The sequence below is a fragment of the Burkholderia sp. BCC1047 genome, from assembly GCF_902833155.1.
In the GTDB taxonomy this organism is placed as follows: Bacteria; Pseudomonadota; Gammaproteobacteria; order Burkholderiales; family Burkholderiaceae; genus Burkholderia; species Burkholderia sola.
Map to the genome: position 1 here is coordinate 85,348 of NZ_CADFEH010000002.1, position 21,561 is coordinate 106,908.

Here is a 21,561-nt window from a genome sequence, read left to right on the forward strand (position 1 = left end):
CGCCGGCGCCGCCCCGCGCACCGCGGGTCACGCGCCGGCGTGTCGTGCGTCGCGCGCTTCGCGGATGCCCAGCAGGATCTCGTCGAGCAGCGCGATATCGAACGGCTTCGACAGCACGCGGACATTGACCGTGCGCGTGCGGTCGAGCTCCTCCGCATAACCGGTGACGAGAATCACGGGCAGCTTCCCCGGCCGCTTGTCGATCGCTTCGGCCAGATCGATGCCGTTCAGGCGGCCCGGCATATGGATGTCCGAAATCACGAGGTCGAACGCGTCGTTCGCGGCGGCGCCTTCGATCAGGCGCAATGCGTCGTCGGCGGAGGGCGCATAGGTCACGCGATGACCGAGCAGCGACAGCAGCGCTTCCGTGCCGGCCGCGACTTCGCCGTTGTCCTCGACGAGCAGCACGTGCAGGCCGGCGAGCGCGCCGTTGCCCGCATCGTGCGCGACGGCCGCCGGCCGCGCGACGACATCCTCGGCGCGCGCGCGCGGCAGGTACAGACGCACCGACGTCCCCGCGCCGACCGCGCTGTCGATCGTCGCGAGGCCGCCCGAGCGTTCGCAGAACGCGAAGACCTGCGGCAGGCCGAGCCCCGTCCCCATCCCCTGCGCCTTCGTCGTGAACAGCGGTTCGAACGCGCGCGCGAGCACGTCGGGCGCCATGCCCGAACCCGTGTCGTCGAGCGAGATCTGCACGAAATCGCCGGTCAGCGGGAAGCCGTCCTCGCGGCGCAGCGTGACGTTGCGCGCGCCGACCGTGAAGCGTCCGCCGGTCGCCATCGCGTCGCGCGCGTTGACCGCGAGATTGATCACCGCGAGCTCGAGCTCCGCGACGTCGACGCGGATCGGCCAGACGCCGGGCTCGATCGCGACGACCAGCGACGACTTCGACCCGAGCGACGTCTTCAGCAGCTCACGGCACGTGCCGACCCATTGCCCGATGTCGATCGTCTCGTTGTGCAGCGGCTGCTTGCGCGCGACGCCGAGCAGCTGGCGCGTGAGCGACTGCCCGTTCTTCAGCGCGCGTTCGATCGCGCCGAGCTCCTTGTCGAGATGCTCGACACCGCGCCGCCGCGCGATCTGCACGTTGCTCGAGATGATCATCAGCAGGTTGTTGAAGTCGTGCGCGACGCTGCCGACGAGATTGCCGAGCGCCTGCATCTTGCGCGACTGCCGGTACGCCGATTCGATCGAGCGCCGCATCGACGCTTCGGCCTGCCAGCGGTCCCATGCCTCCTCTTCCGCCTTCAAGCGCTTGAGCGACAGCCAGATCACGGACCACAGCGCGACCGACGGCGCGAACATCGAGATGAACAGCACGCTCAGGTGTTCGTACCATTCATGCCAGATTGCCGACGTGCGGTACGCGCAGCTCACGTAGACGGGATAGCTGCCGACCTGGCGATACGCGACGATCTCGCTGCTCGCGTCGTCGTGACGCACCCGCACGACGCCCGCGCGCGGCTCGTTGTGCGCGTTGCCGAACGTGACCGAGCGATCGGTGTGCGCCAGCGACGGCGGCGGCGGATACGACGCGATCACCGCGCCGTCCGAGCGCGCGAGCGCCATCGTCATCGGCGTGTTCGCGCCGCCGAGCAGGTCGCGGTAGAACGCGTTGAAATACGACGATTTCAGCGCGATCGACACCATGCCGGCGAACGACCCGTCGCTATGGCGCCGCGCGACGCCGGTGTTGAACACCGGAATGTTCTCGAGCTTGAGCGGCCCCATCATCAGTTTCGAGATGTGTTCGATGACCTTGCCGTCGCGGATGCCGGCGAAGTCGTCGCGGTTCGCGATCGACGCATACGGCGCCGGATAGTAGAGGCTGTTGGCGAGCAGCATCCCGCTCGCGCCGAAGATCGACACCGCGGCCACTTGCGGATAGCCGCCGCCGATCGTGTTCAGCGCCTCGTGGATGTCGGATTCCCTGCCGCGCACGGTCGCGTCGTCCATGTCCTGCACGAGGTCGACGATGCGCGCATCGAGCGTTTCGCTCAGGTCGAACACCTTGAGCGCATGCTCCTCGGCCACGCGCACCGTGCGCATCGTCACGTCGCTCGCGGCGGCCTCGCGCGCCTTCAGGTCGCTGTACGCCATCACCACCACGTAGATGCACGGCAGCACGATCGCCGCGACGAGCAGCACGATCAGCGTCACGCGGCGCACCGCGAAATCGTGCTCGGGTGCGCCGGCCGCGTAGCTGCCGTCGTCCTGCCAGTCGTCGGCGGGAGGGGGGGCGGGGGTGTGGGAGTCGGCAGGCCGTTCGGACGTCATCGAGGAAAGCGGGTGAGGCAGCGGTGTCTGTCATCATAAACGAGTTGCGACGGCCCGCCGCGCGGCGCCGTACGTGGCGATCCTGCCGTTCGTACAGGCGCGATCCTGCCGTATATGACAGCGGTAAACCGTCGGATTGAAAACGCGACGAATCCGGCAGCGCAAACGTACACAAGGAAAAATTTTGCGTACTTATCTCGAAAATGGTCGCGGCTATTTTCGGAATGATGCGCGATCGGACCAATTCTGTTCGAAATGGCGAAAATGGCGAGTTGCATCGCCTCCGGTTTACTCCGAGAATCGCGCCTTGCTTTCCCTATGACAGATACATGCGCCCGCCGCGATTGCCGCGCGGTGCGTCGCGCGCACCTGCGTCGCGGCGCCCGTGCGCGGCCGCAAGGCGGTTGCCCGCGCCGAAACGCATGGTCCTAAAGAAATGCGCCGCGCGGTCGTTAACGCGAGAGAGACCATTCCGTATACCGCATCGCCCCATGCCTTTGCCGATTGTAATTGCCGACGATTCGCTGCTCGCTCGCAAACTGCTGACAAAGGCGCTGCCGGGAGATTGGGACGTCGACATCGCGTATGCAGCGAATGGTCGCGAGGCCTTGGCGCTCTATCGTGACGGCAAAGCTTCCGTGATGTTTCTGGATCTGACGATGCCCGACATGAGCGGATATCAGGTCCTGGAAACACTGCGCCACGAAGATCTGAACACGTTCGTGATCGTGGTATCCGCCGATATTCAGCCGCAGGCGCAAGCACGCGTGCGCGAATTGGGCGCGATCGCATTCGTTGCCAAGCCCGTGACGTCGGAGGCATTGCTGCCCATTCTCAAGGAGTATGGGTTGTATGCCTGAATCGGTGTTCACGGCGGAGCAACGCGACGCGTTGCAGGAAATCGCCAACCTTGCAATGGGCCGCGCCGCCGCGCGGCTTGCGTTGCTGCTCGGGCACTTCATCGAGCTGTCGGTGCCGCGCGTGCGCGTCGTGAAAGCGGCCGATGCGAGCGACGCGCTGCGCGAGATGACGGGCATCCACGACAACGTGACCGCCGTGCGCCAGGGTTTTCGTTCCGACATCAAGGGCGAGGCGATCGTGCTGTGCCGCACGGCGGGCGTCGCGCGGCTCATGTCGGTCGTCGACCGCACGTTCGGCGACGGCGTGTACGGCGGCATGGCGACGCCGGACGAACTCGTGTTCGACGTCGCGAACGTGCTGATGGGCGCCTGCGTCGCGTCGATCCTCGACGAACTCGGCCGCAAGCCCGTGTTCTTTCCGCCGGGGCTGCTCGGCGCGAACGTGTCGTTCGACGACGTGTTCCAGCCGAACGAACTGGGATGGAGCGTCGCGCTGCTGCTCGAGGTCAACTTCGGGCTCGAGAACCACATGTTCCGCGCGCATTTCGTGATGTTGATGGCCGAGGATTCGATGCGGCTGATGGGCGACGCGCTCGACGCGTTGCTGTCCGCGCTATGACGGCCGCCGCCCCGTCGCTGAGCGACCTCGTGATCGAGCGCGTCGGCTTCGGCCTGTTCGTGCTCGACCGTTCGATGACCGTCCTGATGTGGAATCGCTTCATGCAGGACCACAGCGGGATCCCGGCCGCCGACGTGATCGGCCGCAACCTGTTCGACCGCTTTCCGGACCTGCCGCGCGCGTGGCTGTCGCGCAAGCTCGAGAGCGTGTTCCAGCTCGGCAGCTTCGCGTTCAGCTCGTGGGAGCAGCGGCCCTACCTGTTCCGCTTCGAGCACGACCGGCCGATCACGGGCGGCGTCGACTACATGCAGCAGGACTGCACGTTCATGCCGCTCACGCGCGGCCGCGACGTCGAGGCCGTATGCGTGACGATCTCGGACGTCACGCATGTGAGCGTGATGCAGCGAGAGCGCGAGGAAGCGGTCGCGAAGCTGCGCGAGCACGCGAATCTCGACGGGCTGACCGGCATCGCGAACCGGCGCTTCTTCGAGGCGCGGCTCGGCGACGAATTCGCGCGCTGGCAGCGCTACGGCGGCGACCTGTCGGTGCTGCTGTTCGACCTCGACCACTTCAAGACGATCAACGACCGCTTCGGGCATGCGGTGGGCGACGCGGTGTTGCGCGAGACGGCGCGCCGCGTCGCGTCGATCGTGCGCGCGCAGGATACGTTCGGCCGGTTCGGCGGCGAGGAATTCGCGCTGTTGCTGCCGTGCACGACGCTCGACGAGGCGATGCGGGTGGCCGACAAGGTGCGCGACGCGATCGGCAGCGTGCCGGTCGACGCCGAGGGCGTCAGCGTGCCGGTCACGGCGAGCGTCGGCGGCGCGTGCGCGAAAGCCGGCGCGCCGACCTGCGACGTACTCGTCAACGAGGCCGACGCCGCGCTCTATCGGGCGAAGCGGCTCGGGCGCGATCGGTCGGTCGCGTACGCCGACTGACCGCGCCCGCTCCGCTCAGCTTTTTGCGATGTCGGCGAGCACGCCGGCCAGCACGGCCGGCTGCGACACGAACGGCGAGTGGCTGCTGTCGAGCTGGTGCACGTGGGTCGGGTTGCCGGGCGCGAATGCGTCGGCTTCGTCGATGAAGCGTTGCTGCAGCGCGGGCAGGATCACGCGATCGGCCAGGCACTTGATGTAGTGGCGGTCGATCGCGCCCCAGCGTGCGGCGGTCGTCGGAATCGCGGTCGCGAACGGCGCGGCCGGCACGTCGCAGCTCATCAGATTCGCGACCGCGTCGAAATCGGCTTGCGGCACGTCTTCGTACAGCGCGCGCTTCATCGATGCGCGATACGCGGCGTCGCCGCTGTGCGGATCGACGCGCAGCGCGCCGGCCACGCGCGGGCTCGCGAGCATCAGCGGGCCGAGCAGCTCGCCGTTGTTTTCCGGCGCGCGCACGTAGTCGAGGCCCGGCACGCCCGACGCGGGCATGAAGGCCGCGAGATAGACGATCTTCGCGATCTTGTCCGGCGCGCGTTCGGCGGCCGCCGTGATCGCGAGGCCGCCCATGCTGTGCCCGACCAGCACGACCTTGCCGCGGCCGAGCGCGTACGCGTCGTCGACGGCCTGCGTCACCTGCGTCGCGTAGTCGTCGAGCGTCGTGTTGGCGACCGGCGACGGCTCGGCGCCGAACGCGTCCTTATCGAGCGGCCGGGCGAGATACGACGCGGGAAAGCGCGCATGGATGCCGTGCGCGGGCAGGTCGCGCGCGATCGACAGGTAGCCGCGCGCGGCCAGCGCGGCCGCCACGTGGGCGTAGCACCACGCGCCATGCCACGCGCCGTGCACGAGCACGAAAACGGGATGATCGGACGGCGGGGTGGCGGGGGCGTTCGTCTCCATGGTGTCCGTATTTTTTCGAGAAAGGTGTCATCTTAGACGAACCGGCCGCCATCGAGACGCGCTCGCGCGGCGCGTTTCCTGACCGGTAACGATCCGTCCCTTTGTGTCGCGCAGGCCACATTTCGTCCGGATCCGATTTGAATTTGTGCCGAAGCGCGCTAATTTGTTGCTTTGCCTGCGATTGCACCCCATGAACGTCGACTATCTCTTCTATCGGAAGCCGAACAAACCCGGCCCCTATTCGCTCGACGACCTGGGCGACATCGCGCCGCCGATCGGCCCGGGCGCCGTGGTGCGCGCGGGAATCGCGCGCGTGTTCGAGCAGATCGACTGGCAGGAATCGCCCGACGTCCCGGGCGCGTGGTTCGGTACCGGCGGCGCGGTTTTCCAGTTCACCGCCGAGCCCGACGGCCGCGTGACGAGCTTCATGGGCTCGCGCCTCGAGCGCCGCTCGATGCTGCAGCTCACGCGCGAAATGGGGCTCATCGCGCTCGATCTGCAGCGCGACATCGTGTACGGCTGACGCGCGTTCGGGCGGCCGTTCGCAAAGGCCGGCCGCACCGGCCCGCCGGTGGCGCTCGACACCCCGCCGGACAGGGCGCGCGTCCGCCATCGAACTTCAAAGATTGCTATACTTTCGCCCAATTCCGGCTTCCGGCCGGTAATTTGTGCCTGTCTGCGTCGATCGTTCGCATATCTCGCACGCATTCGACGCCCTGACCATCCCAGCCGGGCATGGCTTCTTCAATCGCCCCGCGTGGGTGTCTCCGTGGAGCTTCGTCTTGGCCGTTTCCCATTCCGTCGTGGACGAACAAGAAACCGACGCCGCTGCCGTCACATCGGGCAGCTCCTTCTATCTGGCGATGCGCATCCTGCCGGCCGTGCAGCGCGATGCGATGTTCCAGGTCTATGCGTTTTGCCGCGCGGTCGACGACATCGCCGACAGCGACCTGCCGCGCGCCGAGCGCACCGCGGGCCTGAATCGCTGGCGCGCGGACATCGACGCCTGCTTCGCCGGCCGCCCGCCGCGCCACCTCGTCGCGCTCGATCGCGAGATTCGCGCGTTCGACCTGCAGCGCGACGATTTCCACGCGATGATCGACGGGATGGCGATGGACGCGGTGGAAGACATCTGCGCGCCCGACGAGCCGACGCTCGACCTGTTCTGCGATCGCGTGGCGAGCGCGGCCGGCCGGCTGTCGGTGAGGATTTTCGGGATGCCGGAAGCCGAAGGGATCACGCTGTCGCACCACCTCGGCCGCGCGCTGCAACTGACCAACATCCTGCGCGACATCGACGACGACGCGGCGATCAACCGGTGCTACCTGCCGCGCGAGCTGCTTGTGCGCGAAGGCATCGCGATCACCGATCCGGCGACGATCGTGCGCGATCCGGCGCTGCCGCGCGTGTGCGCGACGCTCGTCGAGCGCGCGCTCGAGCACTTCCGCCAGGCCGACGCGGTGATGGATACCTGCCCGCGTGCGCAGGTGAAGGCGCCGCGCATCATGTCGGGCGCGTATCGCTGCATTCTCGAGGCCGCAATCGCGCGCGGCTTTGCCGCGCCGCGCGCGCCGCTGCGCAAGCCGAAGGCGCGCATGCTGATGATCGCCGCGCGCTACGCGCTGTTCTGAGTCGACCGACGCGATGCCCAGAACCGTCCACGTGATCGGCGCAGGACTCGCGGGCCTGTCGGCCGCGGTCGAGCTGCAACGTCGCGGGCGGCGCGTCGTGCTGCACGACGCGCATGCGCACGCGGGCGGCCGCTGCCGCTCGTGGTTCGACGGGACGCTGAACACGACGCTCGACAGTGGGCTGCACACGGTTTTCGCGGGACAGCCCGCGACGCAGCGCTACCTGCGCGCGATCGGCGCGGTCGATCAGCTCGCGGGGCCCGCGCTGGCTGAATTCCCGGTCATCGACATCGCGTCGCAGCAGCGCTGGACGCTGCGTTTCGGCAGCGGCCGCTGGCCGTCGTGGCTGTTCGATGCTGCGTCGCGGGCGCCGGGCACGACGCCGCTCGACTATCTCGCGCTGGCCCCGCTCGCATTCGCCCGCACGGGCCGCTCGCTCGCGCAGACGATGCGATGCGACGGCGTGCTGTGGGATCGCTGGCTGCGACCGTATTTCCTCGGGGTGCTGAATATCGAGCCGCGCCACGCGAGCGCCGAACTCGCGCGCGCCGCGCTGTGCGGCACGTTTGCCGCGGGCGGCCCCGGCTGCCGTCCGCTCGTCGCGCGCCGCGGGCTCGGCAGCGCGTTCGTCGAACCGGCGCTGCGGATGCTGCAGTACGGCGGCGCGCAGATCCGCCTGAATTCGCGGCTCGACGCGTTCGAATTCGGCGCGCACGGCAATGCGGTCGATGCGGTGTCGGTCGGCGGCGAGCGGATCGATCTCGCGCCGGGCGACGCGGTCGTGCTGGCCGTGCCGCCCGAGGTCGCGCAGCCGCTCGTGCCCGAACTCACCGCGCCCGATACCTTCAGCGCGGTCGTGACCGCGTATTTCGCGGTCGAATCGCCGGCCGGTCATCCACTGCAGACGATCGTCGTCAACGGCGTCGTCGATGCGGTGCGGACCGGCGACGGCCAGCTCGCGGCGACGATCCGCGATGCGGGCCGCTGGCTCGACATGCCGCGCGACACGCTCGCGCGGCGCATCTGGGAAGACGTCGCGCGCGTGACCGGCGCGAACCCGGAAACCATCCCCGCGTGGCAACTCGTCGTCGAGCCGCGCGCGGGCTTTGCGGCGGTGCCGTCGCAGGAAATGAAACGGCCGGCCGTGCGTACGCGCTGGACCAATCTTGTACTCGCGGGCGACTGGATTGCCACTGGCCTGCCCGCCACGATCGACGGCGCGATCCGTTCCGGCCAGCTGGCCGCGGACGTGCTCCAGACGCAATAAAGAGAGGGACCGATGAACGATCTCACCGAAATGGCTACCTTGTCCGCCGGCGCCGTGCCGGCCGACGTCGACGCGGCTGTCGCGCGTGCGACCGACGCGCTGCTGGCCGCTCAGCAAGCGGACGGACACTGGGTCTACGAACTCGAAGCGGATTCGACGATTCCTGCCGAATACGTGCTGCTCGTCCACTATCTGGGCGAGACGCCGAACCTCGAGCTCGAACAGAAGATCGGCAAGTATCTGCGCCGCATCCAGCAGGCCGACGGCGGCTGGCCGCTGTTTACCGACGGCGCACCGAACATCAGCGCGAGCGTGAAGGCGTATTTCGCGCTGAAGGTGATCGGCGACGACGAGAACGCCGAGCACATGCAGCGCGCGCGCCGCGCGATCCATGCGATGGGCGGCGCCGAGATGTCGAACGTGTTCACGCGCATCCAGCTCGCGCTGTACGGTGCGATTCCGTGGCGCGCGGTGCCGATGATGCCGGTCGAGATCATGCTGCTGCCGCAGTGGTTCCCGTTCCATCTGTCGAAGGTGTCGTACTGGGCGCGCACGGTGATCGTGCCGCTGCTGGTGCTGAACGCGAAGCGTCCGCTCGCGAAGAACCCGCGCGGCGTGCGCATCGACGAGCTGTTCATCGACCCGCCCGTCAACGCCGGGCTGCTGCCGCGCCAGGGCCACCAGAGCGTGGGCTGGTTTGCGTTCTTCCGCGTGGTCGACCATGCGCTGCGCGCGGTCGACGGCCTGTTCCCGAGCTACACGCGCGAACGCGCGATCCGTCAGGCCGTGTCGTTCGTCGACGAGCGCCTGAACGGCGAGGACGGCCTCGGCGCGATCTATCCGGCGATGGCCAACGCGGTGATGATGTACGACGTGCTCGGCTACGCGGAAGACCATCCGAACCGCGCGATCGCGCGCAAGGCGCTCGAGAAGCTGCTCGTCGTGCAGGAGGACGAAGCGTATTGCCAGCCGTGCCTGTCGCCCGTGTGGGACACGTCGCTCGTTGCGCATGCGCTGCTCGAGACCGGCGATGCACGTGCGCAGGAAGCCGTGCTGCGCGGCCTCGAATGGCTGCGTCCGCTGCAGATCCTCGACGTGCGCGGCGACTGGATCTCGCGCCGCCCGAACGTGCGGCCCGGCGGCTGGGCGTTCCAGTACGCGAATGCGCACTACCCGGACGTCGACGATACGGCCGTGGTCGTGATGGCGATGGACCGTGCGCAGAAGCTCACGCAGTCGGACACGTATCGCGAATCGATGGCGCGTGCGCGCGAATGGGTCGTCGGCATGCAGAGCAGCGACGGCGGCTGGGGCGCGTTCGAACCTGAAAACACGCAGTACTACCTGAACAACATCCCGTTCTCCGATCACGGCGCGCTGCTCGATCCGCCGACGGCCGACGTGTCGGGCCGCTGCCTGTCGATGTTGGCGCAGCTCGGCGAGACGCCGCTGAACAGCGAGCCGGCCCGCCGCGCGCTCGACTACATGCTGAAGGAACAGGAGCCGGACGGCAGCTGGTACGGCCGCTGGGGGATGAACTACGTGTACGGCACGTGGACGGCCCTGTGCTCGCTGAACGCGGCCGGCCTGACGCCGGACGATCCGCGCATGAAGCGCGGTGCGCAGTGGCTGCTGTCGATCCAGAACAAGGACGGCGGCTGGGGCGAAGACGGCGACAGCTACAAGCTCAACTACCGCGGCTACGAGCAGGCGCCGAGCACGGCGTCGCAGACGGCCTGGGCGCTGCTCGGCCTGATGGCGGCGGGCGAGGTGAACAACCCGGCCGTCGCGCGCGGCGTCGATTATCTTGTCGCGCAGCAGAACGAAGAAGGCCTGTGGGACGAGACGCGCTTCACGGCGACGGGCTTCCCGCGCGTGTTCTACCTGCGCTACCACGGCTATCGCAAGTTCTTCCCGCTGTGGGCGCTCGCGCGCTACCGCAACCTGAAGCGCGCGAACGCGACGCGCGTGACGGTCGGGATGTAACGCGTGGCGACGACGCAGCACAACGGCGCATTGCCCGTCATCGCGGTCACAGGGATGGCGTTCGAGGCGCGCATCGCGCGCGGCGACGGCGTCGAGGCCGTGTTCGCCGCGCGGGCCGACCGGCTCGAGCGCGCACTGGCCGAAGCGACCGCGCGCGGTTGCGCGGGCATCGTCAGCTTCGGTACCGCGGGCGGGCTCGCGCCCGACCTCGCGCCGGGCGCGCTCGTGATCGCGGACGCGATCGACGGGCCGTTCGGCCGCGTGCAGACCGATACGGGCTGGAGCGCGCGGCTCGTCGCCGCGCTGCACGACACGCCTGTGTGGGCGCGGGTCACGCGCGGCACGATGGCGGCGGTCGGCGCGCCGGTGGTCAGCGAGCAGGACAAGACGTCGCTGCATCGCGCGAAAGGCGCGCTCGCCGTCGACATGGAGTCGCATATCGCGGCGGCCTTCGCGGCCGCGCGCGGCGTGCCGTTCGCGGTGTGCCGCGCGATCGTCGATCCGGCGTGGCGCACGCTGCCGCGCGCGGCGACGGCCGGCCTGCGCGACGACGGCAGCACGGCGATCCTGCCGATCCTGCGCGAACTGCTGAAGCAGCCGTCGCAGTTGGGTCCGTTGCTGCAGGTCGCGGGCGATGCGCGCGCGGCGCGTACGACGTTGATTCAGGCCCGGCATGCGTTCGAGCGTGCGGGGGCGATGCGGATCGTCTGAGCGGCGTTCGCCGCTGTCCTCTTCCCTGCTTCTCGGTTTGCCGTTTCGCGCGGACAAAAAAAGAGCGCTGCATGATGCAGTGCTCTTTGCTTTTGCGCGGCCGCCGTTGCGGCGTTACTGCGCGGCCGGGCTGCTTGCCGGCGGCGTCGGCATTGCCGGCGCGATCGGCGCGCCGTTGGCGGCCGGCGCTGTCGTCGCTCCAGCCGACGCAGCAGCCGGTGCGGCAGTCGACGCAGCGACCGGCGCAGCAGCAGGCGCACTCGCCGGCATCGCACTATCCGCACCCGGATCGTCGTATTGCGGCAACCCCGGCGCGGCCGGCGCGTTGTTCGGCGTGGCGCCCGATGCGCCGCCCGACTCGCCCGGATCCTCATAGTTCGGCAAGCCGCCCGGCGTGGTCGGCGTGGCCGCCGGCACCGCGCCGGCTTCACCCGGCTCCGCGTAGTTCGGCGCCGCGGCCGATGCAGACTGGCCGTGATACGTCAGCGATTTGCGCTGCTGCAGATAAGCGTCGCGCACGAACGAATACGGATCGAGCGCGGCCTGCTTCAGCAGATCGGTCGCGCCGAGCAAGTCCGAGCGCGCGCTGATGAACTGCGCGATGTACATCGGATTGCGCGCGGCCGGCTCGATGTAGTTCAGCAGGTTGAAGCGCACGTCCACCGCGCGGCCGACGCCGTCGCGGATCGTGCTCGGCCCGAACACGGGCAGCACGAGGTACGGGCCGGACGGCATGCCCCAGCGCGCCATCGTCAGCCCGAAATCCTGGTGATGCTTCGGCAGCCCGGCCGGCGTCGCGATGTCGATCAGGCCGGCGACGCCGAACAGCGAGTTCATCGCCACGCGCATCAGATCCTGCGTCGCATCGGTGATGCGCAACTGCAGCAGGTTGTTCGCCATGTTGCCGAGATCGCCGAGGTTCGAGAAGAAGTTGCTGATCGCGGTGCGCACCGGCGTCGGCGTGACTTTCTGGTAACCCTTCGCGATCGGCTGCGCGATGTGCGTGTCGACCGTGTCGTTGAACGTGTACATCGCCCGGTTCATCGGCTCGAGCGGGTCGTTGGGATTGCGGTTCGGTCCCGTCGCGCAGCCGGTCAGCATCGCGCTGGCGGCGACGGTCGCCGCAATGATTCGCACCTTATTCATTGATTCCTTGCGATTGGTTCTTGGCGCGGTTGACGCGCGGTTTGCCCATCAGGACGGGCTGGAACACCACGGCGCCGATCAGCGTACAGGTCAGGGCCAGCGCGAGCAGCTTGCCCATGCTCGACGTGCCCGGATGGTGCGACAGCCACAGGCTGCCGAAGGCGGTCGCCGTCGTCGCGGCGCTGAACAGCACGGCGTGCGTGAGGCTCGAATGCAGCAGCCCCGTCTGCCCCGCACGCCACGCCATCACGAAATACACCTTGAACGCGACGCCGACGCCGAGCATCAGCGGCAGCGCGATGATGTTCGCGAAGTTCAGCGACATGCCGAGCACGACGCACATCTCGAGCGTCACGATGCCCGACACGAGCAGCGGCACCAGCGTGCGCAGCACGTCGCCGAAGCGGCGCAGCGTGACCCACAGCAGGACCGTGATCGAGATGATCGACCACAGCGCCGCGTGCAGGAACGCGTTGATGATCGTGTCTGCCGAATGCAGGATCGAGATCGGCCCGCCGGTCGCGCCTGGTTCCGCGGCCTTCACGGCCTTGGCGAAACGGCGCAGCATCGTGTCGTCGTTCGGGTCGACGCCCTTCGGCACCTTCGGCGAGATCTGCACGAGCGCGTGGCCGTCCGGCGCGACCCAGTCCCGCACGACTTGCGGCGGCAGCGATTCGCGCGTGATGTCCTGCGGCTGCAGCAGCGCAGCGAGCTGGTTGAGCGCGATGCGCAGCGTATCGGCGAACGCGCGTTCGGCACGGTCGCGCGTCGCGCTGTCGGCGGCGGCGAGCTTCGCGAGCGACGCGGACAGGTGCTGCGCGGCCGCGGCGCCCGGGCCCGGGTGATCCTCGGCCGCATAGCCGAGCAGATCGGACACGCGCTTGAGCGCGGCCACGCGTTGCGCGTCGGTCGCGGGCGGCGCGGCCGGCTGCGTCAGCGCGGGCAGCAGCTCGCTCGCAGCTGCGGCGATCGCCGCGCGCTTGGCTGGCTGATCGGCGGGGATGAAGGTCGACAGCGTGGTCGTGCGGCCGACTTCCGGCAGCGCATCGAGGCGCTTCGCGGCCGCATCGGCTTGCGCGAGCGATGGCGCGAGCAGCGTGACGTCGTTGACGGCGGCTTCCGGCGAATCCTTCAGCGCGAGCAGCGTCGCCATCGATTCGCTGTTCGGATCCTTCAGGTGCAGCGGGTTGAAGTCGAAATGCAGGAACGCAAGCAGCGGCAGCGCGCCGATCACGACCGCCAGCGTGCCGATCAGGATCGGCTTGCGATGGCGATCGAGGTAATCGTCGACCGGCGCGAGCCACGGGAAGCCCGGCGTCTTCGATTCGCCCGGCGGCGCGAACAGCCGCAGCAGCGCGGGCAGCAGCGTGAGCGTGGTCAGCAGCGCGACGAACATCCCGACGCCCGCGATCAGGCCGAGCTCGGACACGCCGCGATACGCGGTCGGGATGAACGAGAAGAAGCTTGCGGCGACGGCGGTCGTGGCCAGCGCGAGCGGCATGCCCATCGAGTGCGCGGCGCCGATCAGCGCGTGATCGATGCGCTCGTCGCGGAAGCGTTCCTCGCGGTACTTCACGCCGTACTGGATCGAGAAGTCGACGCCGAGGCCGACGAACAGCACCATGAACGCGACCGAGATCATGTTCAGCGAGCCGACCATCGCGAGGCCGAGCGCGGCCGTCACGACGAGGCCGACGAACAGCGTGACGAGCACCGAGCCGATCATCCGCTTCGAGCGCAGCGCAAGCCACAGGATGACGAGCACGGCGAGCAGCGTGAGCACGCCGTTGAGCGCGGCGCCGTCCTCGACCGACGCGAATTCGTCGTCGGCGAGCGGCTGTTCGCCGGTCAGGCGCACGGCCGCGCCGTAGCGCTTTTCGAGGTCGAGCGAGCGGGCCGCGTCGCGGATCACCTGGCTCGTTGCCGCGCCGGCCTTCAGCGCGCCGTAGTTGACCACCGGCTGTACGGTGACGAACGCGCGCGCGGGCTGCCGCGCGGCGTCGTTGTCGACCAGCGCGCGCCACGAGAACGCGGCCGGCTTGCCGGCCAGCACGTCGTCGACCGTCGCCGCGCTGCGCGCGAGCAGCTTCGCCATTGCGGGCAGCTTCACCTGGCCGGTCAGGAGCGGCTGGCCGAGCGTGGTGGACAGCGTGGTGGCGAGCCCGGTGAGGCTCGGGTTCTTCGCGAGTTCGTTGACGAGCGGGCGCGCGCTCGCGAGCTGCGCGGTCGTGTCCGAGACCTCCTGCGGCGACAGGAACAGCAGCCCGTTGTGCTCGAAGAACGGCCCGCCGCCCGGTTCGGCGACCGGGCCGATGCGCCCGGCGTCGGCATCCCTCTGCAGCGCTTCGGTCAGTGCATGCGCGGCGGCCGTCGCGAATTCGGGCGCGGGCGCCTCGACGACCGCGAGGATCGTGCCGTTGCGTTGCGGGAACGCCTTGTCGACGGCCTGGCCGAGCGCGGCCCATTGCGGTTCCGCATCGACGAGCTTGCTGATGTCGGTGTTGATCTTGAAATGCTGCGCGACGTAGACGCCGCTGCAGGCGGCTATCACGAGCGACAGGACGACGACCCAGACGGGGCGGCGCACCGACCACGCAACGAGTCGGACGATGAGAGATGTCACCATGTGGCGGTGGGGAGCGGCTGGCTAGGGCAAAGTAGCCAAGTATACCGGCGCAGCGCGGCGACGGTCGTGACGTTGCGGAGAATCGGGGCGGGAAGGATATTTGCTACCGGCGTGGCAATCGGATCGCGCGGCCGGATTGTTTGTATGCAGATATTTACATAATCGCGGCGGCGATGCGTCGACACGCCGCGACGCGCCTGTGACAAACGGCGCTGAAAGGTAACAGTCGGTCACCGCGCGGCAACGCGGCGGCAGGCCCGGTATACTTTGCTCCACCGGCCGATGCAAAGAGCCGGCCGTTTTTTCCCATCGAGTGCGAAATTCGTATGAAACGTCATCTGTTTGCTTTCGTCGCGGCGGCCGCCGTGTCGGTTTCCGCTTTCGCGCAGAGCGCGCCGGTCGATATCGTCCGCACGGCGGTCGAGGGCACCGTCAATGCGATGAAGGCCGATCCGGCCGCGCGCGGCGGTGACATGGCGAAGGTCACGCAGGTCGTCGAGCAGCGCTTCCTGCCCGCGACCAACTTCGAGCGCACGACCCGCATCGCGGTCGGCGACGCGTGGAAGCAGGCCACGCCGCAACAGCAGCAGGAGCTGTACAAGCAGTTCCGGTTGCTGATGACGCGCACCTATGCCGCGTCGCTCGCGCAGCTCGGCAACCAGGACGCGAAGTTCTCGTTCAAGCCCGGCGGCGCGTCGGGCGCCGACGCGCTCGTGCAGTCGACGGTCACGACGCCGGGCGACAGCCAGTCGGTCGGCTATCGTCTCGGCAAGGTCGGCAACGACTGGAAGATCTACGACATCGACATGTCGGGCGCGTGGCTGATCCAGGTCTACCAGGGCCAGTTCAAGAGCCAGCTGGCGACGGGCGGGATCGACGGCCTGATCGCGTATCTGCAGAAGCACAATTCGCGGACGAACTGACGGCTGTTGCGCGTTGTTCGGATGCAGGGAAGGCGCCTTCGGGCGCCTTTTCTATTCGTAGGTCGGTCGAACGAGGGGTGGCTACGGCGCGAGGCTGACTCAGCGAATCACATACGAAGCGAGAAAAAACAGCATCGCAGGGGTAATCAGTTGGCTAACGGGATTTCCTGCGAGTCACGACAATTGCGCCGGCCATTGCGAAAATTAAAATCAATCCGCCCCATGTGACGAAAAATAGATTCGCGATCTCCGGGTCCGTGTCGAAGAGGCTTCCCTTGCCATGCAGGACGAATGCCCCGTACACGTAGAGCGCTCCCCAGCAGAACATTGTCGCGAGCGCTCCACCGACAAGTGCGCCTGCTACCACAGTCACGAGTTTCATTTGACGGGAAAAAACAAGATGGTTTTCGAATTTCGGAAATCCGACCAGATGCCCGGTAGGACTATATTCCATGAGATCCGCACGCCTGATCCGAAGCCGGTGAGTTTGCTCCCGTTCCAGAGGTCGACGTGACCGCCGCTCAAGTTGTCCGGTGAGTCGCCATCCTGAAGCCAATAGCCGTCGAAGAATATGATTCCGGTCCGACCGGATCCCCTACTCGCCCAATTCGGGCCCGTGATGTTCTCGGGAGCCAGTACGCCCGCGATCGGCCGCAGCTTCAACCACTCCGCGAACTCGTATGCGCGAGTCGCGGTCGGTTTGCCGTCGATCAGAAGGCGGCCCAGCGCCGGTTTGCCTGGCATCGGCCGAACCCGCTTCTGCGAAAACGACTTCATTGCGATGCGGACCTTGTGCAGCGTCACGCTCATCCGGATCGCACACTGGTTCTTGTACTGTCCGTTCGGATCATCGTACGGGTTGCCGTGAGCGTAGTTCTTCCACAGCTCGGAAAACGTCACCGACTTCAGCTCGACTTCCTTGTACGAGTTTTGCACGGCGGTCGTCCTGACGACTGTTTTTCCGTTCGGCATTAAGCGTCTCCGTCCGATCTCGCGAGCGCTTCGTCGCCCCAATAGACCGTGTACTCGTCGCTGTCGGTCGTATGGATGCGCGGCAGGCACCCGGTGCTGTCGAGCCTGCCTGAATGAATGCGCCCGTCCGATGTTTCGATGATGTAGGGATAGTCTGGTGACGCGCCGTTTCCGACGGCGCGGACGCATTCGTCGTAGGCACCTGCGGCTGAGCTCGTGACATTGCCTGCCCGGTTCAGTCCGGAAGTAACGATGCCTGCCGCTTCCGCCTGGTCGTCGCACCATGAATTGCCGGAGAGCAGCGCGACGATGCGCGGTGGCGACGAGCATCGACATTGAACGATGTCGCCGTCGGCCGCCGTCTCGCCCATGAATTCGAGGCGCTTGGGGCCACCCATCTTGGCGATCCGGCCGGTGCTTTCACACGCTTCGCAGAACGCGAGGCCGCCGATCAGCGCAACCTGATGGCCAGCGTCGCCAAACGTGAACGGCGGCCCTGCGTAGGCGAGAATGTATCCGCCGGTTTCCAGCGTGTCACCGACAACGGCGATACGGCGCATCATGATTTCGCTCCTCGATCCAGGTCACCGATATCAGCCGGTGATGCCGGGGGCCGCATGACGAGTTCACGCGTGTCATGCGAATCACGAGCACGGTGCTCGTTTCGGCAAGCGAAAGAATTCCATCGCGCCAGGGTGAGGTCGATTGGACAAGTATGAAATTTGAAAGTGAATTGCGCGTCGCGCGAGCAATCCGGATTCGCGCCTACCGCCGCCGATGCTCGACCGCGAACTTGATCAGCTCGGCCTGCCCTTCGATTTCCAGCTTGCGCTTCAGGTTGAGCCGGTGCGTCTCGACCGTGCGCACCGACAGCCCCGTCTGTTGCGCGATCTGCTTGCTCGACAGCCCTTCGGCCAGCGCGTCGAGGATGTCGCGCTCGCGCGGCGTCAGCCGGTCCAGCGGCGACGCCGTCGCGCTGGCCTGGATCATCCGCGCGGCCAGCCCTTCGCTGAAGAACGTCTGCCCGGCCAGCACCACGCCGATCGCCCGGACGATCTCGCTCGCGGGCGAATCCTTCAGCAGGTAGCCGCTCGCGCCGGCGCGCACCGCCTGCGTCACGTATTCGATGTTGTCGTGCATCGACAGCATCAGCACGCGAATGCCCGGAAAACGCTCGTGGAACACGCCCGCGAGCGTGATGCCGTTCATCCCGTTCATGCCGACGTCCATCAGCGCGAGATCGGGTTCGAGCGAGGCGGCCAGCGCGAGCGCCTCGTCCGCGTTGCCGGCCTCGCCGACCACCGACAGATCGGCCGCTTCGAGCCGCATTCGCAAGCCGTCGCGCACGAGCGGGTGATCGTCGACGAGCAGCAGTCGGGCGGCGGGCCGGGCGGTATCGGGGGCGCTCATGCGTGAAAGGTCTCCTGTAATGGGGGCGCGTCGTCACGCCGCGCTGCGCAGCGGCACGCGCGCGGCGACGATCGTGTGACCGACCTGCGACGTGATCGTCAGCGTGCCGTCGAGCGCGTCGAGGCGCTCGCGCATGTTGCGCAGGCCGATGCCGCGGCGCGCGTCGGCCTGCGAGCGTTCGGCGTCGAAGCCGCAGCCGTTGTCGGCGATGGTCAGCGTGACGGATTGCGCGCCGACGTCGAGCGTGACGGCCGCGCGCGACGCCCGCGCATGATGCACGATGTTGCTCAGCGCTTCCTGCGCGATCCGGAACAGCGCGGTGTTGACGGCTTCGGGCAGCGGCCGCGCGCCGCCGTGCGCGACCTGCGTGTAGCCGATGTCGATGCCGCTTTCCGCGCCCAGCTCGCGCACGAGTTGCTCGAGCGCGGCCGCGAGGCCGAGATCGTCGAGCATCGACGGGCGCAGCGCGTGCGAGATGCGCCGGACTTCGCGCAGCGTGTCGCCGAGCCGCCCGACGCCCGACGCGAGCGCCTGTTCGGCTTCGGGCACGCGCGACGTGCCGCGCTCGAAGCGCGCAAGCGCGGATTCGAGCATCAGCTTCGCGGACACCATCATCTGGCTGATCCCGTCGTGCAGTTCGCGCGACAGCCGGGCGCGCTCCTGCTCCTGCGATTCGACGACGCGTTGCGCGAGCAGCTTGAGCTTCGCGTCGGCGCTGCGCGACTCGCTGACGTTCAGTACCAGCGCGCACACGGCGATCGCCGCCGCGCCGGTCAGCGCGATCGCGGTGAGCCAGCTCATCGTGCGCTCGATGTTCGCGGACGCGCGTGCGTCGATGCGCTGCAGCGCGGTGTCGACGTCGTCGAGATAGATGCCGGTGCCGACCATCCAGCCCCAGCGCTCGAGCGCGACGACGTAGCCGAGCTTCGGTGCGACGCGGCCCGTCGACGGCCGCTGCCACGCATAACGCACGTAGCCGCCGCCCTGCGACGCGGCGCCGATCAGCTTCTGGATCGTCAGCGCGCCCTGCGGGTCGCGCATCGACCAGAAGTTGTGGCCGACGCGCTCGGGCTCGCGCGGATGCATCAGCGAATTGCCGTGCAGGTCGTAGACGAAGAAATAGCCGTCGGGACCGAAATCCATCTTCTGCAGCATCGCGAGCGCCTGCGTGCGCAGCAGCGCGTCGTCGCGCGCATTGCGGCCGCTCGCGTCGTAGAGCGGCATGATCGCGCTCGTCGCGAGCTCGACGTAGTGCTTCAGCTCGACTTCCTTGCTCGACAGGTACGCGGCCTGGATCGTCGCGTGCTGCGTGCGCGCGAGCGACGTCGCCTGCTGGCGCACGCCGAAGCCGATGCCGGCGATCGCGAGCAGGAACGGCACGATGGCCAGAAGGAAGATCTTTGCCTTGAGTCTCATGGTGGTGCGAAGCGGCTGGCTAGGCGCGAGCCTGCCGGGCGCATCGGCCGCGCGGCGGCGCGGTGGCGTATCGAGCCGGTATTGTCGGCGATTTTGCATGCGGGCGGCGGCCCGGCGGTCGCCCCGCCGCTGCCCGTGCGCTCAGGCCCGCCGCGATTCGCGCGTGTCGGGCGACGTGGCCGTCTGCACGGCGATGCGGTTGCGCCCGCCTTCCTTCGCCCGATACAGCGCATCGTCGGCCCGCTTCAGCGCGGCCTGGATGTTGTCGTCGTGTTCGGGATAGCTGGTCGTCACCCCGATGCTCACCGTCAGGCGGCCGACCGTGCCGGCGTCGTGCCGGATGCCGAGATCGAGGATGCCCGTGCGGATCGTTTCGGCGATCGTCACCGCGCCGTCCGTATCGATGTCCGGCAGCACGACGACGAATTCCTCGCCGCCGTAGCGCGCCGCATAGTCGGCCGGGCGGCGCAGGCAGCCGGCGATGCAGTGGCCGACCGCGGCGAGTGCGTCGTCGCCGGCCTGGTGGCCCTGCGTGTCGTTGTAGCGCTTGAAGTCGTCGACGTCGATGAACAGCAGCGACAGCGCATGTTGCGAGCGCGCGGCGCGGCGCCATTCGCGCGCGAGCGTGACGTCGAGCATCCGGCGGTTGTCGAGGCCCGTCAGGCCGTCGGTGCGCGCGAGCGCCTGCAGCTCGGTTTCCGCGCGATGGCGTTTGCGCAACTGCACGTCGAGCAGCAGCGACAGGCCGACGAAGCCGATCGCGAGCGCGACCATCGCGGAGCCGATCGGGATCGCACGGTCGTACCACGCGGCGTAGGTGTCCGCTTCCGAGCGCGCGACCATGACGATGAGCGGCAGGTGCTCGAGGTGCCGGAACACGTACAGGCGCCGCACGCCGTCGATCGTCGCGGTATCGGCGAAGCTGCCTTCGCTGGCGGTCATGAAGTGCCGGAACGTGCTCGCGCGGCTGATGTCGCGACCGACGATCTTGGGGTCGTACGGCTCGCGCGCGACCATCCTGCCATCCGTGTTGATCAGCGCGACCGAGCCGCGATCGCCGAGCGACAGCCGCGAGAACAGGTTCTGGAAATATTCGAGCCGGATCGACATCACCGCGACACCGCCGAACGATCCGTCGGGCCGCGTGATTCGCCGGCTGAGCGCGATGCTCGGCGAGCCGCCGCGCAGCCGCGAGTGATACGGGGGGCTGACGTACAGGCCGACGTCGGGGCTGTCGCGGTGCACGGTGAAGTACGGTTCGTTGGCGAAGTTGGCCTTGCGCGGCACGTCGCTCATGCCGTCGACCGCGATGTCGCCTTTCGCGTCGAGCACGTAGATGCCGCCGAGGTACTTGGCGGTCGTCGCGCGGTCGAACAGCACCTGGCGGCGCAGCGCCATCGGCAGCCGGGTCACCGCCGGGTCGTTCGCGCCTTCGACGACCGCCTGCAGCGACAGCGAATAGATCTCGATGTTGCGTTCGATGTCCCACGACGCCATCAGCGCGAGGTTCTGCTGCATGCTGCGCGAGCGGTCGCGCGCGTCGATGCGGCCTTCGTACAGCACGATCCCGCACAGCAGCAGCAGGATCAGCGCGATCAGCAGCCCCGTATAGAAGATCAGGTGCGGCAGGAGGGACCGGCGCAGATGAGCGGCGACACGGCTCGTCACGCCGGATTCGCTGGGCATTGCGTAGTCGGTTTCTGCCATGGTCCGTGGATCGGGGGCATCGTCGCCGGGCGGCGGGCCGATGCGATTGTTCGTATGACTACCGGTGGCGATCCGGTGTGCGCCCTTCCCGGGCACCGATTATCGACCATCGCGGCCAGAGAAACCGATAAACCGTGTATGCACAGCACGGGTAACGTCTGCTGCAATTCGA

General features: G+C 68.0%; 18 protein-coding genes. 9 read left to right on the forward strand and 9 right to left on the reverse strand.

All coding sequences use genetic code 11. From position 1 onward, the window contains the following. Positions 1-27: 27 nt before the first annotated feature. Positions 28-2,277 (reverse strand): hybrid sensor histidine kinase/response regulator, encoded by a 2,250-nt coding sequence (locus tag HWX55_RS02330; protein ID WP_175973651.1) that lies wholly within the window; start codon positions 2,275-2,277, stop codon positions 28-30. Positions 2,278-2,768: 491 nt separating this feature from the next. Between HWX55_RS02330 and HWX55_RS02335 the strand changes: the two genes are divergently transcribed. Genes HWX55_RS02335 through HWX55_RS02345 form a run of 3 tightly spaced genes read left to right on the forward strand, consistent with a single transcriptional unit; the run spans position 2,769 to position 4,694 of the window. Next, positions 2,769-3,137, forward strand: coding sequence for a response regulator (locus HWX55_RS02335; RefSeq protein ID WP_050013470.1), 369 nt, complete (start codon positions 2,769-2,771; stop codon positions 3,135-3,137). After that, entirely contained in the window at positions 3,130-3,756 is a 627-nt protein-coding gene (locus tag HWX55_RS02340; RefSeq protein WP_175973653.1) for a chemotaxis protein CheC, read from the forward strand. Before HWX55_RS02335 ends, HWX55_RS02340 begins: the two co-directional genes overlap by 8 nt. Next, positions 3,753-4,694, forward strand: a complete 942-nt coding sequence (locus HWX55_RS02345; protein WP_050013468.1) for a diguanylate cyclase — start codon at positions 3,753-3,755, stop codon at positions 4,692-4,694. Before HWX55_RS02340 ends, HWX55_RS02345 begins: the two co-directional genes overlap by 4 nt. A gap of 15 nt (positions 4,695-4,709) precedes the next feature. Here HWX55_RS02345 and HWX55_RS02350 read toward each other — a convergent pair whose 3' ends face one another. Continuing rightward, a complete protein-coding gene (locus HWX55_RS02350) occupies positions 4,710-5,594 on the reverse strand; it encodes an alpha/beta fold hydrolase (RefSeq protein ID WP_124556598.1) in 885 nt (294 codons plus the stop codon). Between the two features lie 190 nt (positions 5,595-5,784). Here HWX55_RS02350 and HWX55_RS02355 point away from each other — a divergent pair, with 190 nt between their 5' ends. From HWX55_RS02355 to HWX55_RS02375, 5 genes are all read left to right on the forward strand, one after another. Beyond that, positions 5,785-6,117, forward strand: coding sequence for a hypothetical protein (locus tag HWX55_RS02355; RefSeq protein ID WP_124594853.1), 333 nt, complete (start codon positions 5,785-5,787; stop codon positions 6,115-6,117). A gap of 259 nt (positions 6,118-6,376) precedes the next feature. After that, positions 6,377-7,225: a presqualene diphosphate synthase HpnD gene (gene hpnD / locus HWX55_RS02360; RefSeq protein ID WP_175973655.1), complete on the forward strand. Its 849-nt coding sequence runs from the start codon at positions 6,377-6,379 to the stop codon at positions 7,223-7,225. A 13-nt stretch (positions 7,226-7,238) separates the two neighbouring features. After that, on the forward strand, positions 7,239-8,492 hold the full coding sequence (gene hpnE, locus HWX55_RS02365) for a hydroxysqualene dehydroxylase HpnE (protein WP_175973657.1): 1,254 nt from the start codon (positions 7,239-7,241) through the stop codon (positions 8,490-8,492). Positions 8,493-8,504: 12 nt separating this feature from the next. Further along, positions 8,505-10,478 (forward strand): squalene--hopene cyclase, encoded by a 1,974-nt coding sequence (gene shc, locus HWX55_RS02370; protein WP_175973659.1) that lies wholly within the window; start codon positions 8,505-8,507, stop codon positions 10,476-10,478. Between the two features lie 3 nt (positions 10,479-10,481). After that, positions 10,482-11,189, forward strand: coding sequence for a phosphorylase (locus tag HWX55_RS02375; protein ID WP_175973661.1), 708 nt, complete (start codon positions 10,482-10,484; stop codon positions 11,187-11,189). A 114-nt stretch (positions 11,190-11,303) separates the two neighbouring features. Here HWX55_RS02375 and HWX55_RS02380 read toward each other — a convergent pair whose 3' ends face one another. Next, positions 11,304-12,335: a VacJ family lipoprotein gene (locus tag HWX55_RS02380; protein WP_175973663.1), complete on the reverse strand. Its 1,032-nt coding sequence runs from the start codon at positions 12,333-12,335 to the stop codon at positions 11,304-11,306. Then, positions 12,328-14,961 carry an MMPL family transporter gene (locus HWX55_RS02385; protein WP_175973665.1) on the reverse strand — a complete coding sequence of 878 codons (2,634 nt, stop codon included), beginning with the start codon at positions 14,959-14,961 and terminating at the stop codon, positions 12,328-12,330. The genes HWX55_RS02380 and HWX55_RS02385 overlap by 8 nt, the downstream gene beginning before the upstream one ends. A 326-nt stretch (positions 14,962-15,287) precedes the next feature. On the opposite strand from HWX55_RS02385, the gene HWX55_RS02390 reads away from it, so the two are divergent. After that, positions 15,288-15,884: an ABC transporter substrate-binding protein gene (locus tag HWX55_RS02390; RefSeq protein WP_175973667.1), complete on the forward strand. Its 597-nt coding sequence runs from the start codon at positions 15,288-15,290 to the stop codon at positions 15,882-15,884. 378 nt (positions 15,885-16,262) lie between these two features. On the opposite strand, the gene HWX55_RS02395 is transcribed toward HWX55_RS02390, so the two are convergent. From HWX55_RS02395 to HWX55_RS02415, 5 genes are all read right to left on the reverse strand, one after another. After that, the gene (locus tag HWX55_RS02395) at positions 16,263-16,856 is read right to left on the reverse strand and encodes a type VI secretion system amidase effector protein Tae4 (RefSeq protein WP_175973668.1); all 594 of its coding nucleotides are present in this window, start codon (positions 16,854-16,856) and stop codon (positions 16,263-16,265) included. Then, entirely contained in the window at positions 16,856-17,419 is a 564-nt protein-coding gene (locus HWX55_RS02400; protein WP_175973670.1) for a PAAR domain-containing protein, read from the reverse strand. The genes HWX55_RS02395 and HWX55_RS02400 overlap by 1 nt, the downstream gene beginning before the upstream one ends. A gap of 202 nt (positions 17,420-17,621) precedes the next feature. Further along, the gene (locus HWX55_RS02405; protein WP_069621734.1) at positions 17,622-18,266 is read right to left on the reverse strand and encodes a response regulator transcription factor; all 645 of its coding nucleotides are present in this window, start codon (positions 18,264-18,266) and stop codon (positions 17,622-17,624) included. A 33-nt stretch (positions 18,267-18,299) separates the two neighbouring features. Further along, positions 18,300-19,682, reverse strand: coding sequence for a cache domain-containing protein (locus tag HWX55_RS02410; RefSeq protein WP_175973672.1), 1,383 nt, complete (start codon positions 19,680-19,682; stop codon positions 18,300-18,302). Between the two features lie 141 nt (positions 19,683-19,823). After that, on the reverse strand, positions 19,824-21,389 hold the full coding sequence (locus tag HWX55_RS02415) for a sensor domain-containing diguanylate cyclase (RefSeq protein ID WP_175973674.1): 1,566 nt from the start codon (positions 21,387-21,389) through the stop codon (positions 19,824-19,826). Between the last annotated feature and the right edge of the window lie 172 nt (positions 21,390-21,561).

Coding starts and splice junctions, on each gene's coding strand:
- HWX55_RS02330 (WP_175973651.1), bottom strand. CDS start 2,277: ATGACGTCCGAACGGCCTGCCGACTCCCACACCCCCGCCCCCCCTCCC.
- HWX55_RS02335 (WP_050013470.1), top strand. CDS start 2,769: ATGCCTTTGCCGATTGTAATTGCCGACGATTCGCTGCTCGCTCGCAAA.
- HWX55_RS02340 (WP_175973653.1), top strand. CDS start 3,130: ATGCCTGAATCGGTGTTCACGGCGGAGCAACGCGACGCGTTGCAGGAA.
- HWX55_RS02345 (WP_050013468.1), top strand. CDS start 3,753: ATGACGGCCGCCGCCCCGTCGCTGAGCGACCTCGTGATCGAGCGCGTC.
- HWX55_RS02350 (WP_124556598.1), bottom strand. CDS start 5,594: ATGGAGACGAACGCCCCCGCCACCCCGCCGTCCGATCATCCCGTTTTC.
- HWX55_RS02355 (WP_124594853.1), top strand. CDS start 5,785: ATGAACGTCGACTATCTCTTCTATCGGAAGCCGAACAAACCCGGCCCC.
- hpnE (WP_175973657.1), top strand. CDS start 7,239: ATGCCCAGAACCGTCCACGTGATCGGCGCAGGACTCGCGGGCCTGTCG.
- shc (WP_175973659.1), top strand. CDS start 8,505: ATGAACGATCTCACCGAAATGGCTACCTTGTCCGCCGGCGCCGTGCCG.
- HWX55_RS02380 (WP_175973663.1), bottom strand. CDS start 12,335: ATGAATAAGGTGCGAATCATTGCGGCGACCGTCGCCGCCAGCGCGATG.
- HWX55_RS02385 (WP_175973665.1), bottom strand. CDS start 14,961: ATGGTGACATCTCTCATCGTCCGACTCGTTGCGTGGTCGGTGCGCCGC.
- HWX55_RS02390 (WP_175973667.1), top strand. CDS start 15,288: ATGAAACGTCATCTGTTTGCTTTCGTCGCGGCGGCCGCCGTGTCGGTT.
- HWX55_RS02395 (WP_175973668.1), bottom strand. CDS start 16,856: ATGCCGAACGGAAAAACAGTCGTCAGGACGACCGCCGTGCAAAACTCG.
- HWX55_RS02400 (WP_175973670.1), bottom strand. CDS start 17,419: ATGATGCGCCGTATCGCCGTTGTCGGTGACACGCTGGAAACCGGCGGA.
- HWX55_RS02405 (WP_069621734.1), bottom strand. CDS start 18,266: ATGAGCGCCCCCGATACCGCCCGGCCCGCCGCCCGACTGCTGCTCGTC.
- HWX55_RS02410 (WP_175973672.1), bottom strand. CDS start 19,682: ATGAGACTCAAGGCAAAGATCTTCCTTCTGGCCATCGTGCCGTTCCTG.
- HWX55_RS02415 (WP_175973674.1), bottom strand. CDS start 21,389: ATGGCAGAAACCGACTACGCAATGCCCAGCGAATCCGGCGTGACGAGC.